Source organism: Duganella sp. SG902, from assembly GCF_013376005.1.
In the GTDB taxonomy this organism is placed as follows: Bacteria; Pseudomonadota; Gammaproteobacteria; order Burkholderiales; family Burkholderiaceae_D; genus Rugamonas.
This window is the reverse complement of sequence record NZ_JABMJK010000016.1, coordinates 71,434-83,503: the sequence shown is the minus strand read 5'-3', so window position 1 is coordinate 83,503 and position 12,070 is coordinate 71,434. Positions and strand designations below refer to the sequence as shown.

The 12,070-nt window shown below is 70.3% G+C and carries 14 protein-coding genes; 4 read left to right on the top strand and 10 right to left on the bottom strand.

From position 1 onward, the window contains the following. The first annotated feature begins 14 nt into the window (after window positions 1-14). Entirely contained in the window at window positions 15-881 is an 867-nt protein-coding gene (locus FHW83_RS25420) for a zinc-dependent peptidase (RefSeq protein ID WP_176649153.1), read from the top strand. Window positions 882-954: 73 nt separating this feature from the next. Continuing rightward, complete coding sequence (locus FHW83_RS25415; RefSeq protein ID WP_176649152.1) at window positions 955-2,286, top strand: ATP-binding protein; 1,332 nt, start codon at window positions 955-957, stop codon at window positions 2,284-2,286. Window positions 2,287-2,295: 9 nt separating this feature from the next. Here FHW83_RS25415 and FHW83_RS25410 read toward each other — a convergent pair whose 3' ends face one another. Genes FHW83_RS25410 through FHW83_RS25385 form a run of 6 tightly spaced genes read right to left on the bottom strand, consistent with a single transcriptional unit; the run spans window position 2,296 to window position 8,382 of the window. Beyond that, on the bottom strand, window positions 2,296-2,784 hold the full coding sequence (locus tag FHW83_RS25410; RefSeq protein ID WP_176649151.1) for a response regulator: 489 nt from the start codon (window positions 2,782-2,784) through the stop codon (window positions 2,296-2,298). Continuing rightward, complete coding sequence (locus tag FHW83_RS25405) at window positions 2,781-4,127, bottom strand: HD domain-containing phosphohydrolase (RefSeq protein WP_176649150.1); 1,347 nt, start codon at window positions 4,125-4,127, stop codon at window positions 2,781-2,783. Before FHW83_RS25405 ends, FHW83_RS25410 begins: the two co-directional genes overlap by 4 nt. Further along, window positions 4,124-5,578: an ATP-binding protein gene (locus FHW83_RS25400; RefSeq protein WP_176649149.1), complete on the bottom strand. Its 1,455-nt coding sequence runs from the start codon at window positions 5,576-5,578 to the stop codon at window positions 4,124-4,126. The genes FHW83_RS25405 and FHW83_RS25400 overlap by 4 nt, the downstream gene beginning before the upstream one ends. After that, window positions 5,575-6,420 (bottom strand): HDOD domain-containing protein, encoded by an 846-nt coding sequence (locus FHW83_RS25395; RefSeq protein WP_176649148.1) that lies wholly within the window; start codon window positions 6,418-6,420, stop codon window positions 5,575-5,577. Before FHW83_RS25395 ends, FHW83_RS25400 begins: the two co-directional genes overlap by 4 nt. Then, complete coding sequence (locus FHW83_RS25390; RefSeq protein ID WP_176649147.1) at window positions 6,417-6,746, bottom strand: hypothetical protein; 330 nt, start codon at window positions 6,744-6,746, stop codon at window positions 6,417-6,419. Before FHW83_RS25390 ends, FHW83_RS25395 begins: the two co-directional genes overlap by 4 nt. Beyond that, complete coding sequence (locus FHW83_RS25385; protein WP_176649146.1) at window positions 6,739-8,382, bottom strand: EAL domain-containing protein; 1,644 nt, start codon at window positions 8,380-8,382, stop codon at window positions 6,739-6,741. The genes FHW83_RS25390 and FHW83_RS25385 overlap by 8 nt, the downstream gene beginning before the upstream one ends. Before the next feature lie 168 nt (window positions 8,383-8,550). On the opposite strand from FHW83_RS25385, the gene FHW83_RS25380 reads away from it, so the two are divergent. Further along, window positions 8,551-9,102, top strand: a complete 552-nt coding sequence (locus tag FHW83_RS25380) for a glycine zipper domain-containing protein (RefSeq protein ID WP_176649145.1) — start codon at window positions 8,551-8,553, stop codon at window positions 9,100-9,102. A gap of 115 nt (window positions 9,103-9,217) precedes the next feature. Continuing rightward, entirely contained in the window at window positions 9,218-9,577 is a 360-nt protein-coding gene (locus tag FHW83_RS25375; RefSeq protein ID WP_176649144.1) for a hypothetical protein, read from the top strand. Here FHW83_RS25375 and FHW83_RS25370 read toward each other — a convergent pair. The 4 genes from FHW83_RS25370 to otnI form a co-directional block, all read right to left on the bottom strand. Continuing rightward, a complete protein-coding gene (locus FHW83_RS25370) occupies window positions 9,574-9,963 on the bottom strand; it encodes a TraR/DksA family transcriptional regulator (RefSeq protein ID WP_176649143.1) in 390 nt (129 codons plus the stop codon). The genes FHW83_RS25375 and FHW83_RS25370 overlap by 4 nt on opposite strands. Window positions 9,964-10,009: 46 nt before the next feature. Beyond that, window positions 10,010-10,435 carry a hypothetical protein gene (locus FHW83_RS25365; RefSeq protein WP_176649142.1) on the bottom strand — a complete coding sequence of 142 codons (426 nt, stop codon included), beginning with the start codon at window positions 10,433-10,435 and terminating at the stop codon, window positions 10,010-10,012. A gap of 9 nt (window positions 10,436-10,444) precedes the next feature. Further along, window positions 10,445-11,215, bottom strand: coding sequence for a hypothetical protein (locus FHW83_RS25360; protein ID WP_176649141.1), 771 nt, complete (start codon window positions 11,213-11,215; stop codon window positions 10,445-10,447). A gap of 68 nt (window positions 11,216-11,283) precedes the next feature. After that, window positions 11,284-12,063, bottom strand: a complete 780-nt coding sequence (gene otnI, locus FHW83_RS25355) for a 2-oxo-tetronate isomerase (RefSeq protein ID WP_176649140.1) — start codon at window positions 12,061-12,063, stop codon at window positions 11,284-11,286. Window positions 12,064-12,070: the final 7 nt, after the last annotated feature.

Genomic DNA, 12,070 nt, shown 5'->3' with positions numbered 1-12,070 from the left:
ACGGACGGCGGCACATGGAAGCTTTGATCTGGATAGGCCTGACGGCGCTGCTGATTGCAGCGCCTTTTCTGTATCCGCGCTGGCGCTTGCGGCGCGTGCTGGCCCGGCCGTTGCCGCCCGAGGCGGAGGCCATCCTGCGGCGCAACATCCCCGTCTATCAACGCATGAGCCCGGATCTGCAGCGGCAGCTGCGGCGCATGGTGGTGCAATTCCTGCATCAGAAGAAGTTCGTCGGCTGCGAGGGGCTGGAGGTGAGCGACGAGATGGCCGTCACCATCGCCGGCCAGGCCTGCCTGCTGCTGCTCAACCGCCCCAGCAAGGTGTATCCGGCGCTGCACACCATCCTGGTCTATCCGAGCGAATTCGTGGCGCGGCGCGCCGAGGTGGGGCCGGGCGGGGTGGTCACGCCGGGCCGCCAGAGCATGCTGGGCGAGTCGTGGGACGACGGCCGCGTGGTGCTGTCGTGGGATAACGTGCGGCGCGGCGCGGCCGACTGGACCGACGGCCACAACGTGGTGCTGCACGAGTTCGCGCACCAGCTCGACAGCGAATCGGGCCGCGCCAACGGCGCGCCCTACCTCGGCAACCCGGCCAGCTACCGCGAGTGGTCGGAAGTGCTGTCGCGCGACTACCAGAACCTGCGCATGAACGCCATGTACCGCCAGCACACGGTGATGGATCCCTACGGCGCCACCAATCCGGCCGAATTCTTTGCCGTGGCCACCGAGACCTTCTTCGAGAAACCCTACCAGATGGCCGAGCACCACGCCGAGCTGTACGCCGAATTCCTCAAGTATTACCGGGTCGATCCGCGCGAATGGATGGCGCCGCCGCCACCGCCGCCGGAGCCGCCGTCGTACGCTTACGTCACTGGCTGGTAAACTCGCGCGGCGAGCGCGGCATCGGGAAAAACTCAGGCATAATCGGTGGAGCAGCCACAGCGAGGCTACCGATATGCAATTCGAGGAGTTCGATTCTCTTTCCACCAGCGCCGCCGCGCCGCCGCCCGCCGCCCACGCGGCGTCGCCGTTGGTGCGCCTGCAGTACCTGGTCGACAATACCCCGGCCATCATCTACTGCACCGTGCCCAGCGGCGACTTCAAGATGACCTTCGTCAGCAACAACGCCTACAACGTGCTCGGCTACCGTCCCGAGCAAATGGTGGCCGACCCCAACTTCTGGTTCGACCACATCCACCCCGAGGACGCGCCCAACATCTTCTCCAGCCTGGCGCTGGTGTTCACCGAGGGCCAGCGCGCCTACGAATACCGCTTCCGCATCCACGACGGCAGCTACCTGTGGATGCACGACACGCTGCGACTGATCCGCGACGAGCACGGCGCGCCGCTGGAGGTGATCGGCTCGCTGACCGACATCACCGAGCGCAAGCGCATGGAGGAGGATTTGCAGGCCAAGGGCGTGGAGCAGCAAAAGCTGATCGCCGAGCTGCGCAACGCCCACGAGCAGCTGCTGCAATCGGAAAAGATGGCGTCGATCGGCCAGCTGGCGGCCGGCATCGCGCACGAGATCAACAACCCGGTCGGCTTCGTGAATTCGAACATGGGCTCGCTGCAGAAATATGTCGGCACGCTGCTCGGCGTGATCGAGCAATACGAGCAGGCGGCCGCGCCGCATCCGCCGCTGGCGGCCAAGCTGGCGGCGCTGCGCGAGCAGGCCGACCTGGAATTCCTCAAGGAGGACGTGACCGACCTGGTGCGCGAGTCGATGGACGGCCTCAAGCGCGTCAAGGACATCGTGCAGGCGCTCAAGGATTTCTCGCACGTGGGCGAGACCGAGTGGCAGGTGGCCGACCTCCATCGCGGGCTGGACAGCACGCTCAACATCGTCAGCAACGAGATCAAGTACAAGGCCCGGGTCGACAAGCAGTATGGCGTGCTGCCGCCGGTGACCTGCCTGGCCTCGCAGCTCAACCAGGTGTTCATGAACCTGCTGGTGAACGCCGCCCACGCCATGCGCGAGCAGGGCGTGATCACCATCCGCACCGGCCTCGAGGCCGGCCCCGGCGGTCCGCGCGACCACTGGGTGTGGGTCGAGATCGGCGACAACGGCGTCGGCATCGCGCCGGAAAACCTGAACCGCATCTTCGAGCCCTTCTTCACCACCAAGCCGGTCGGCAGCGGCACCGGCCTCGGGCTGTCGCTGTCGTACGGCATCGTCAACCGCCATGGTGGCCGCATCGAGGTGGCCTCGGAGCTCGGGCAGGGCACGCGCTTCACCGTGCACCTGCCGGTCAAGCCGCCCGGCGCGGCCCCGGCCCAGGCTTAGCTCGCGCCGCTACAGGATGACCGAGCCGTCGGCGTCGCGCCTGACCTGCAGCAGGCCCGGCTCCTCGGCCTCCAGCCGCCGCGCCTCCTGCTCCTGCGGTGTGGGCGGCGCCTGCTGGCCGGCGCGCAGCGCCAGCGCCAGCCGCACGTTCTGCTCCAGCTCGGTGGCGTCCCACGGCTTGCTCATGAAGCGGAACGCGCCCGCCTCGTTGATGGCGCTGACCACCGTGCCATACTCGGTGGAGGCGCTCAGCATGATGCGCACGGTGTGCGGCGCCACGTCCTTGAGCACGCGCAGCAGCTCGCCGCCGCTGATCTGCGGCATCATGTAGTCGCAGATCACCAGGTCGAACTCGCGCTCGCAGATGCGCGCCAGCGCGGCGAACGGGTCGGCGTAGGCCTCGATCTCGGGCGGCGCCTCGCGCAGCATCTGGCGCAGCGCGCGTTCCAGCGCGGCCAGCACGTGGGCGTCGTCATCGATCAGCAAGATCGCGCTCATTCTCCCTCCCGCGGATTGCGCACCCAGATCGACAGCCGGCCGCCGCTCTTGGTTTCGAAGTCCTGCACCTGCTGGATCATGCGCGCGTCCAGCACGTGGTCGACCGCCAGCAGCATCAGGCCGTCGCGGCTGACCAGGTCGCGCGCCAGCACCATGCCCGGCAGCAGCTCGCCGGACAGCACCTCGACCCCGGCGCCGCTGTCGAGGGCGTCGCCGTCGATCACCTGGCGGAACGCCGCCACCACGTTGGGATCGTAGCGCTTGCCGCCGGCGTCCAGGATCAGCGACTTGGCCTCGTCGGCGCGCAGGTGGCGCTGCACCATGCCGCCCTGCTGCAGGTTGTAGTAGTCGGCGGCCAGCGCCAGGATGCGCGCGCCCAGCGGAATCGCCAGCCCGGCCAGGCCGTCCGGGAAGCCGTTGCCGTCGAAGCGCTCGAGCTGGCTGCGCAGGATGGCGGCGCTGCCGCGCATGTCCTCCAGCGGCATCAACAGTTCGGCGGCGCGCGCCGGGTGCTTGCGGAACTGCGCCAGCGCGTCGCCGCGCAGCAGGGTCAGCGGCGTCATCAGCAGCTCGTCGCTGAAGCCGATCTTGCCGATGTCGTGCAGCAGGGCGGCGATGAACACGTCCTGCGCCTCGCGGCCCTCCAGCCCCAGCGCGGCGGCCATCTTGCGCGCCAGGTCGGCCACCAGGCGCGCGTGGCCGGGCTGGTTGTGCGCGCGCAGCTCGATCATGCTGGAGAAGATCTTGATGGTGGTGACGAAGTTCTGCTTGAGCTTGGCGTTGGCGGCCACCGTGGCCTCGTGCTCGGCGCGCAGCTGGCGCGTGCGCTCCTCGACCTTGGCCTCGAGCGACTGGTTGAGGGCCTTCAGCTCGGCGTTCTGGCGCAGGGTCAGCGCCTCCAGCCGGCGCTTGTCCTGCTCCAGCTGGCGCCGCTCGAGCGCGTGGCGCACCACCAGCAGGATGTCGCCATCCTCCCACGGCTTGGTGATGTAGCGGTAGATCTCGCCGCCGTTGATGGCGTCCTGGATCGACTGGATGTCGGAGTAGCCGGTCAGCAGCAGGCGCATGGTGTCGGGCCAGCGCTGGCGCACCTGGGCCAGGAACTGGGCGCCGTTCATCTCCGGCATGCGCATGTCGGAGATCACCAGGTCGACCGCCTCGCGCGCCAGCACCTCCAGCCCGGCGGCGCCGCTCTCGGCCAGCAGCACGCGGTAGCCGGCCGGCCGCAACAGGCGGCGCAGCGCGCTCAGGATGTTGGGCTCGTCGTCCACGCACAGCACGGTGGCGGCGTTGGCGGTGGCGTCCGGCGCGGCGGCCGGCGGTTGGTCCAGCGCGGTGTTCATGCGTCCTCCGGGGCGGGGGTGTCGGACTGGCGCACCGGCAGGTGCACGCGGAAGCGGCTGCCCGCGCCGGGGGTGCTGTCGACCTCGATGCGGCCCCCGTGCTTGCGCACGATGCCGTACGCCAGCGACAGGCCCAGCCCGGTGCCCTGGCCGACCGCCTTGGTGGTGAAGAAGGGGTCGAAGATGCGCGCCAGCGTGTCGGGCGGAATGCCGCTGCCGTTGTCCTCCACCTCGAGCCAGACCTCGTCCTCGCGCGCGCTGCCGGTGCGCAGCGTGATGCGGCCGCGCTCGGCGCCGATGGCGTGGGCGGCGTTGACCACCAGGTTCATCACCACCTGGTTGATCTGCAGCGGCAGGCACTGGATGTCGGGTATCGCGCCGTATTCCTTGACCACCTCGGCCTTGTACTTGACCTCGTTGCTGACGATGTTCAGCGTGGAGTCGATGCCGCGGTGCAGATTGGCCCACACCCATTCCTGGTTGGCGTCCACGCGCGAGAAATCCTTCAGGTCCTGCACGATGTGGCGCACCCGCACGATGCCCTCGCGCGACTCGACCATGAGCGCCGGCACGTCCTCGCGCAGGTAGTCGAGGTCGATCTGCTCGCGCCGCGCGCGCAGCGCGGCGGCCACCGCCGGCGCGGCCGCCTCCAGCGCCGGCTCGGCGCGCTGGTAGGCGTCCAGCATCTCGAACAGCTGCGCCAGGTAGCCCTGCAGGGTGCTGAAGTTGGAGAAGATGTAGCCGACCGGGTTGTTGATCTCGTGCGCCACGCCGGCCGCCAGCTGGCCGATCGAGGCCAGCTTGTCGGACTGCACCAGCTGCTGCTGGGCGCGCGAGAGCTGGTCGTTGAGCGCGGTCAGCTCCAGGTTGCGGTTGCGCAGCTCGGCCTCGGCCAGCAGGCGCTGGCGGATGTCGTCCTGCAGCTGCTCGTTCATCTCGGCCAGCTGGGCGGTGCGCTTGTGGACCACGTGCTCGAGGTTGTCGTAGGCGCGGCGCAGCGCGTTCTCGGCCACGCGCCGCTCGGTGACGTCGCGCAGCGTCTCGATCGCCCCCACCAGGCGTCCGCGGCTGTCGCGCAGCGGCGCGGCGGTGAAGTGCAGCCAGTGGCCGCCGGCGCCCAGGTTGGGGAAGAAGTCCTCGGCCTCGTAGGCGCCCGGGATCAGCGCGCACGGGCGGAATTTGTCGCCGTAGTGCAGGCCCAGCTGGTCGATCTGGCCGGTGACGATCAGGTCCGCCAGCAGCGGCCGCGGGCGCGGGTAGAACGCCTGCCAGTGCTGGTCGGTGCCGATCATCTCGGCCTTGCTCCAGCCCAGCAGGTGCTCGCAGGCGCGGTTCCAGTGGGTGACCACGTGGCGGGCGTCGATGGCGAAGGTGGCCACCGGGTGGCCGTCGAAGAACTCGGACAGCGCCACTTCGCTGTGGACGGGGGCGGAGGCGGAGGTGGCGCTCATGGGGGCAGCATCTGGCACATGTCGTTGTACATCTGTTCGGTGTCGTGGAACACGCGCGCGCAGGCCACGGCGCTCAGGTCGAGCGCCTGCCAGGCGGCCAGCGACAGCGGCGGCGCCTGGTCGTCCTCGCGCCCGGCCAGGTCGAGCGCGTGCGCCAGCGCGTTGGCCAGGTGGATCAGCGTGGTCAGCGGCAGCTGGGTGCCGGGCGCCGTGGCCGGCGGATCCTGGTGGTGCTCGGCCACGGCGGCCTGGATCGCGGCCGGGAACTTCCAGTGCGCGGCCAGCGCGGCGCCCACCGCCGCGTGGTCGACGCCGAACACGGCGCGCTGCGACGTCACGCTCAGGCAGTCGTGCTGGCGCTGGTGCTCGATGACCAGCCGGTACTGGGTCGGGAAGCGGGTGGCCAGCACCAGCGTGCCGAGGTCGTGCAGCAGGCCGGCGGTGAACGCGGTGTCGGGGCTGATGCGGCAGTAGGGCGCCAGCACGCGCGCGCACACCGCGCTGGCCACCGCGTGGCGCCAGAACGCCGGGAAGTCCAGGCCGCTGGCGGGCGCGGCCGGGAAGCTGCCGGTCACCGCGCACGCCGTGACCAGCGTGCGGATGCTGTGGAAGCCCAGCACCGCCACCGCCTGGTGGATGGTGTTGACCTTGGACGGCATGCCGTAGAACGAGGAGTTGGCCAGGCGCAGGGTCTTGGCGGTGAGCGCCTGGTCGAGCGTGATCTTGCTGGCCAGCGCGTGGGTGTCGAGGTCCTCCTGGTCGATGCTGGCCAGCAGCTCGCTGACCACCGCCGGCAGCGAGGGCAGGTCGCGCACCGCCTTGATGATGTCGTCCGCGGTCATGCCTGCTCCTGGCGGTAGTTGCGCAATTGCGCCAGCAGGGCCTGGCTGCCGGCGGCGTCGGCGCAGTGGCGGAACAGGTGCTCGAGCCGCTGCAGCCGCAACGCGCGCTGGCGCGCCAGCTCGGCCGGATCGGGCGCGTCCTCCTCGCTCCACACCACGCAGCGGTCGATCCCGCGCCGGCGCAGCGCGGCCAGCACCGCCGCCGTCAGCGGCGCGTCCTGCGGCAGCAGCACGCTGCCGTTGGCGTCCAGCAGGGCGCTGGCCAGCGTCATGCCCTCGGCCGCCTGTTCCAGATCGATCTCGCTGCTCTTGCCGGCGCTATGCATGGCTGGCCTCCTGGCTGCTCAGGGTGATCAGGCTGCCGCGCGAGGTGGAGGCGCTGCCCATCGGGTGGCAGTGCACGGCGTAATCCTGCTGGCCGACGCGCGCCACGTGGCGGCCGGACGGCGGCGCGCCGTCGGCGCCGAACAACTCGGGCAGCGCGCTGCCGGCCTCGCTGCCGAGCAGGCCGCCGTGCTGCTGGAACAGGGCGGCGGCGGCGCCGTTGATGAAGGCGATCATGCCGGCGTCGTCCAGGCCGATCACCGGCAGCGGCAGGTGCTGCAGCACCTCGCGCGCGACGTTCAGGCTGATCTCGTCGCGGCTGATCTGGCGCTGCTTCTCCTGCAGCAGCTGCTCCATGCGGCGGTTGGCGGCCGCCAGCTCCTGGTTGGCGGTGCGCACCTCGAGGTGCAGGCGCTGGTTGTCGTCGGCGCTCTCCTTGACGCGGAAGGCCTCGGCGATGTGGCCGCGCAGCTGCTCGTCGTCCCACGGCTTGGTGAGGAACTTGTAGATCGCGCCCTCGTTGACGGCGTCGGTCACCGATTGCAGCTCGGTGTAGCCGGACAGCATGATGCGGATCGACTCGGGCGCCAGCTCGCGCGCCTTGCGCAGGAAGTCGGCGCCCAGCATGCCCGGCATGCGCTGGTCGGAGACGATCACGTCGACCTGCTGGCGCGCCAGCACCTCCAGCCCCTGCGGGCCGTCGTTGGCGGTGTAGATCTGGTAGTGGTCGCCGCGCAGCAGGCGCTTGAGCGCGGCCACGATGTTGGGCTCGTCGTCGACCAGCAGCAGGCGGCGCGGCGGCCGGTGCATGCGCAGCAGGTGCGGCGCCAGCGCCGGCGCCTCGGCCAGCCATTGCTGCAGCGCGGCCGCGGCCATCGGCGCGGCGAAGAAATAGCCCTGGATCTGGTCGCACATATTGCGCCGCAGGAAGTCGCACTGGGCCTCGGTCTCCACCCCCTCGGCCACCACCTTCATGCCGAGGTGGTGCGCCATGTCGATGATGCTGCGCGACATGGCGGCGTCGCTGCCGCTGGTGGCGACGTCGCGGATGAAGTGGCGGTCGATCTTGATGGCGTCGAAGGGGTAGCGCTTCAGGCTGCTGAGCGAGGCGTGGCCGGTGCCGAAGTCGTCCAGCGTCAGGCACAGGCCGCGCTGCTTGAAGCCGGCCAGCAGCTGGTCGCAGCGGGCGCCGGCGCGGGTCAGCGCGGTCTCGGTGATTTCGAGGCTGAGGGCGTCGGGCGAGATGGCGTACTCGTCCAGCGTGGCCGCCACCTCGGCGCCGAACCCGGGGTCGAGGAACTGGCTGGCGTCGACGTTGATGGCGACCTTGAGATGGGGCCGGCCGGCCTGGCGCCAGCTGCGCAGGTCGGCGCACGCGCGGCGCAGCACCCAGTCGCCGATGGCGGCCGTGTGCGCGGCGGCCTGGGGCAGGAAATCGTGCGCCATCAGCAGGCCGCGCTCAGGATGTTGCCAGCGCACCAGCGCCTCCAGGCTGACCACGGCGCCGCTTTGCAAGTCCACCAAGGGTTGATATTGGAGTTGCAACTGGTCATGGGCCAGCGCCAGCGCGAGGCCGGCCTCGCATTGCGGGCCGGTCAGGGGCGGCTGCGCGCCGGGCTGCTCGGGCACTGGATTCATCGGCGTTCCTATCAAGAGACAAGTTGGCACTGCGGCAAGCTAAGTTGATTATAGAGCCGCAAGCCCGTTCATGGCACACCAATCAACATCGCCGCGTCGTGCGTGAGCGCACGGAAACGCGGGCCGCGCGCGGCGATACTGCGCTTTAATTCACGACAGGAGAAGACCATGAGCACGATTATCGCGGGCCATTTCCAGTTGCAAGATGAAATCGCCGACGCGCGCCTGGCGCTGCTCGACGCCGGCTTCGCCGCCGCCCGCATCAGTTCCTTTTACGTCAATCCGCCCGGCCAGCACGATGTGTACGAGCTTGGCGGCGACCATGACAAATCGCCCGGCGCCAGGGAGAGCGACGAGGGGGTGGTGAAGGGCGGCGCCACCGGCGCCGTGGCCGGCGCGGTGGTGGGCGCGGCCACCATCCCGGTCAGCGGTCCGGTGGGGCCGGTGGTGGGCGCGCTGGTCGGCGCCCACGTCGGTTCGCTGTACAGCCTGCACAAGATGAAGGAGGCCGGCGAGCCGGACGCCGATGGCAGCAACCAGCAGGCGCCGCGCAAGTCCGGCATGCTGATCGCGGTGGCGGTGGATGACGCGGCGCACGAGCAGCGCGCGCTGGAGGTGCTGCGCCGCCTGGGCGCGCGCGACATCGAGCGCGCCGAGGGCAGCATCACTGGCGGCGACTGGCGCGACTTCGATCCCAACTCGCTGCCGGTCCTGCTGTAGGCCGGGCCGGCGTCGCCCGATGGCCGGCGTTGTTGCGTATCGGCGACGATGGCGGCGCGCCCGGCGATTTTCGGTATGATAGCCGCTACACCCAACCGAACAGCGGGAGGCGGCAATGACCCAGGCATGGCTAGTGCTCACCGGTCCGGACGGGCGCGAGGTCAGCGCGCCGTCCGAGGCGCAGATGGCGGCCGCGCTGGCCGATGTGTATGGCGGCAAGGCGGGCGGCGCCGACGGCGGTCCCGGCAGCGCGGTGCTGCGCTTCGGCTACGACGACGGCCTGATGTACGAGCTCGAGGTGTCGGGCGGCGGCGCGGTGCGCTTCGCCGAGTGGTCCGACCGCGATTGCGAGATCGCGCTGGCGGCGCCGCGCACCATGACCGTGGCGGCGCCGGCCGACGCGCTGCGGCTGTGGCGCCTGATGGCGCGGCGCCAGGTGGCGCAGATCCGCGACCAGCCGTGGCGCGATGGTTAGCGCCCCGCGCCGCGGCGCCGGCGCTGCTCCAGCCGCGTCTGGCAATTGATGCAGAAGCGCGCCTCGGGGCGCGCGTCCAGCCGCGAGTAGCCGATGGCGCCGCCGCAACTTTCACATAAACCGTAACTCTGGTCGTCGAACTTGGCCAGCGCGTGGCGCACCACGTCGAGCTGGCGCGCCGTGTGCGCGGCCGCCTCGTGCACCGCCGTGTGCAGCGCGCGCTGGCTGGCGTTGTCGGCCGGCGAGGCCTCCGCCACGTGCGGCAGCGGCTGGCGCAGGTCGGTGTCGCGGTCGAGATCGTCGGCGAGCTGGCTGAGCAGGGCGGCGCGCGCGTGCTCCAGGCGCGCCCGCAGCGCCCGCCATTGAGGGTCGTCCAGTCCGTTCATGCCGTGGTCTCCTTACGGCGTTGGACCGTGGCGGCGCCGATTCGTTCTACAGCGCGTCGAGGTGGTGCTTGAGCTGCTCCAGCGGCGCCAGCACCTTGTCGGGCTTGCCGGTGGCCACCGCCGCGCCCAGCGTCAGCAGTTCGGCGGCGAGGTCGACCAGATCCTTGATGCGGTCGATCCGGTCGATCTTTTCCTGCGCGCGCGCGGTGAGGGCCAGCAGCTGCCGCTGGTGCGCCTCGAGCCCGGCGGCGGCCAGCGCGGCGGCGTCGAGGTACAGGCCGTTGGCGCGCTGGCGCAGCGCCACCTCGTTCTCGAACAGCGCCTGCGCCACGCCCTGCGAAATGCCGGGGATGCCGCCGTCCGCCGCCGGCTTGCGGATGGCGCGCATCAGGCGCCGGTGGATGGCGTCGGCGCAGGCCGACAACTGATCGGCCAGCGCTTCCAGCGCGGCCTGCTTTGGGAGGTTGCTCATGGCGGCTCCTTACGGTTGGGCGGGGATTTGCGCCACCAGCGCGCGGTGCTGGCGCTCGATGGCGTCCAGGTTCTGGCGCGCCAGCGTGTAGCGCAGGCCGATCAGGCGGAACTCGGCCTGCTTCTGCTGTTGCTGCGCCCTGGCCAGGGCCAGCAGCAGCCGGTCGCGCTGCGGATCGCGGAACGGGATCTCGCTTTCCAGCATGCCGATGACGGTCTTCTCCTCGTTGTCGCTGGTCTTGTCGTACAGGCGCAACAGGGTGCGCATGGCGTCCAGCACCTCCTGCACCGGCTGCTGGCCCTCGCGCATGAGATCGTTGACGGCGCTGTCCTGCAGCTGGCGGGTGAGGCCGCGCGAGACCAGCCGCGTCAGGCCGGCGAGGGCGTTGACGTGGCGGTCGTCGATGCCGGAATCGGGCCAGGCCTTGATGCCGCCGCTGACGTTCTTCACCTGGTCCTCGAGGTCGTACTGGTTGTCGCCGGCCAACTTGCCCAGGGTCCGCATATACGCCTGCAGGCCGTAGTGCAGCTTGACGAAGTCGTCGCAGGCCTGCTGGCGGCGGGCGTCGAGCTGCCGCGCGCGGGCGTCGGCCTCGGGCGAGAGGTAGGGCTGCTCGCGCTGGTAGGTGTTGCGGTAGCGCTCGGTGAGCTCGTGGAACGCGCCCAGCTTGGGCGCCTCGGCGGCGAAGGCGCGCACGTCGGCCATGCGCGGCGTGCTGCTGGCGCAGCCGCCGAGAAGGGCCAGCAGGCCGAGGATCAGGAACAGGCGAGACAGTTTCATGGGGCACTCCACGGTTGGTAGGACGATTGTTGCCGGTGGTGAACTTCCGCGTGTTGCGCGGGCGCAGACTAGGTGGTCAGCGCCTGTCGCCAGCCGAGGCCGGCGTCGGTGCCGGCGGCCGGGATGTATTCGCAACCGATCCAGCCGTCGTAGCCGATCCGGTCGAGGAAGGCGAACAGGTGGCGGTAATTGATCTCGCCGCTGCCGGGTTCGTGGCGGCCGGGCGTGTCGGCCACCTGCATGTGCCGGATCAGGGGCAGATGGGCCTGGATGGTGTTGCACAGCTCGCCCTCCATGCGCTGCATGTGGTAGACGTCGTACTGCAGGAACAGATTGGGGCAGGCCGCTTCGCGGATGATGTCGAGCGCCTGGCCGCTGCGGTTGAGGAAATAGCCGGGCATGTCGAAGTGGTTGATCGGCTCGATCAGCAAATTGATGCCGGCCGGCCGCGATTGCGCGGCGGCGTAGCGCAGGTTGGCGACATAGGTGGCGCGCGCCAGCCGCGGGTCGAGGCCGGGCGGCGGCTTGCCGGCCATGCAGTGCAGCTGGGTGACGCCGAGCGCCTGGGCGTAGCGCAGGGCGGTGGCGACGCCGGCGCGGAACTCGTCCTCGCGGCCCGGCAGGCAGGCCATGCCGCGTTCGCCGGCCTCCCAGTCGCCCGGCGGCAGGTTGAACAGCACCAGCTGGAGCTGGTGCTGGCGCAGCTGGGCGGCGATCAGATCCGGCGCGAAGGCATAGGGGGAGAGGAACTCGACGGCGTCGAAGCCGGCCTCGCGGGCCAGCGCGAAGCGCTCCAGGAAAGGCGCTTCGGTGTACAGCAGGGACAGATTGGCGGCGAACTTGGGCATGGACTGA

Bases quoted from the DNA above. Each gene is read 5' to 3' on its own strand.
- FHW83_RS25415 (WP_176649152.1), top strand. From the start codon at position 955: ATGCAATTCGAGGAGTTCGATTCTCTTTCCACCAGCGCCGCCGCGCCG.
- FHW83_RS25385 (WP_176649146.1), bottom strand. From the start codon at position 8,382: ATGAATCCAGTGCCCGAGCAGCCCGGCGCGCAGCCGCCCCTGACCGGC.
- FHW83_RS25390 (WP_176649147.1), bottom strand. From the start codon at position 6,746: ATGCATAGCGCCGGCAAGAGCAGCGAGATCGATCTGGAACAGGCGGCC.
- FHW83_RS25375 (WP_176649144.1), top strand. From the start codon at position 9,218: ATGACCCAGGCATGGCTAGTGCTCACCGGTCCGGACGGGCGCGAGGTC.
- FHW83_RS25360 (WP_176649141.1), bottom strand. From the start codon at position 11,215: ATGAAACTGTCTCGCCTGTTCCTGATCCTCGGCCTGCTGGCCCTTCTC.
- FHW83_RS25420 (WP_176649153.1), top strand. From the start codon at position 15: ATGGAAGCTTTGATCTGGATAGGCCTGACGGCGCTGCTGATTGCAGCG.
- FHW83_RS25365 (WP_176649142.1), bottom strand. From the start codon at position 10,435: ATGAGCAACCTCCCAAAGCAGGCCGCGCTGGAAGCGCTGGCCGATCAG.
- FHW83_RS25405 (WP_176649150.1), bottom strand. From the start codon at position 4,127: ATGAACACCGCGCTGGACCAACCGCCGGCCGCCGCGCCGGACGCCACC.
- FHW83_RS25370 (WP_176649143.1), bottom strand. From the start codon at position 9,963: ATGAACGGACTGGACGACCCTCAATGGCGGGCGCTGCGGGCGCGCCTG.
- FHW83_RS25380 (WP_176649145.1), top strand. From the start codon at position 8,551: ATGAGCACGATTATCGCGGGCCATTTCCAGTTGCAAGATGAAATCGCC.
- FHW83_RS25410 (WP_176649151.1), bottom strand. From the start codon at position 2,784: ATGAGCGCGATCTTGCTGATCGATGACGACGCCCACGTGCTGGCCGCG.
- FHW83_RS25395 (WP_176649148.1), bottom strand. From the start codon at position 6,420: ATGACCGCGGACGACATCATCAAGGCGGTGCGCGACCTGCCCTCGCTG.
- FHW83_RS25400 (WP_176649149.1), bottom strand. From the start codon at position 5,578: ATGAGCGCCACCTCCGCCTCCGCCCCCGTCCACAGCGAAGTGGCGCTG.
- otnI (WP_176649140.1), bottom strand. From the start codon at position 12,063: ATGCCCAAGTTCGCCGCCAATCTGTCCCTGCTGTACACCGAAGCGCCT.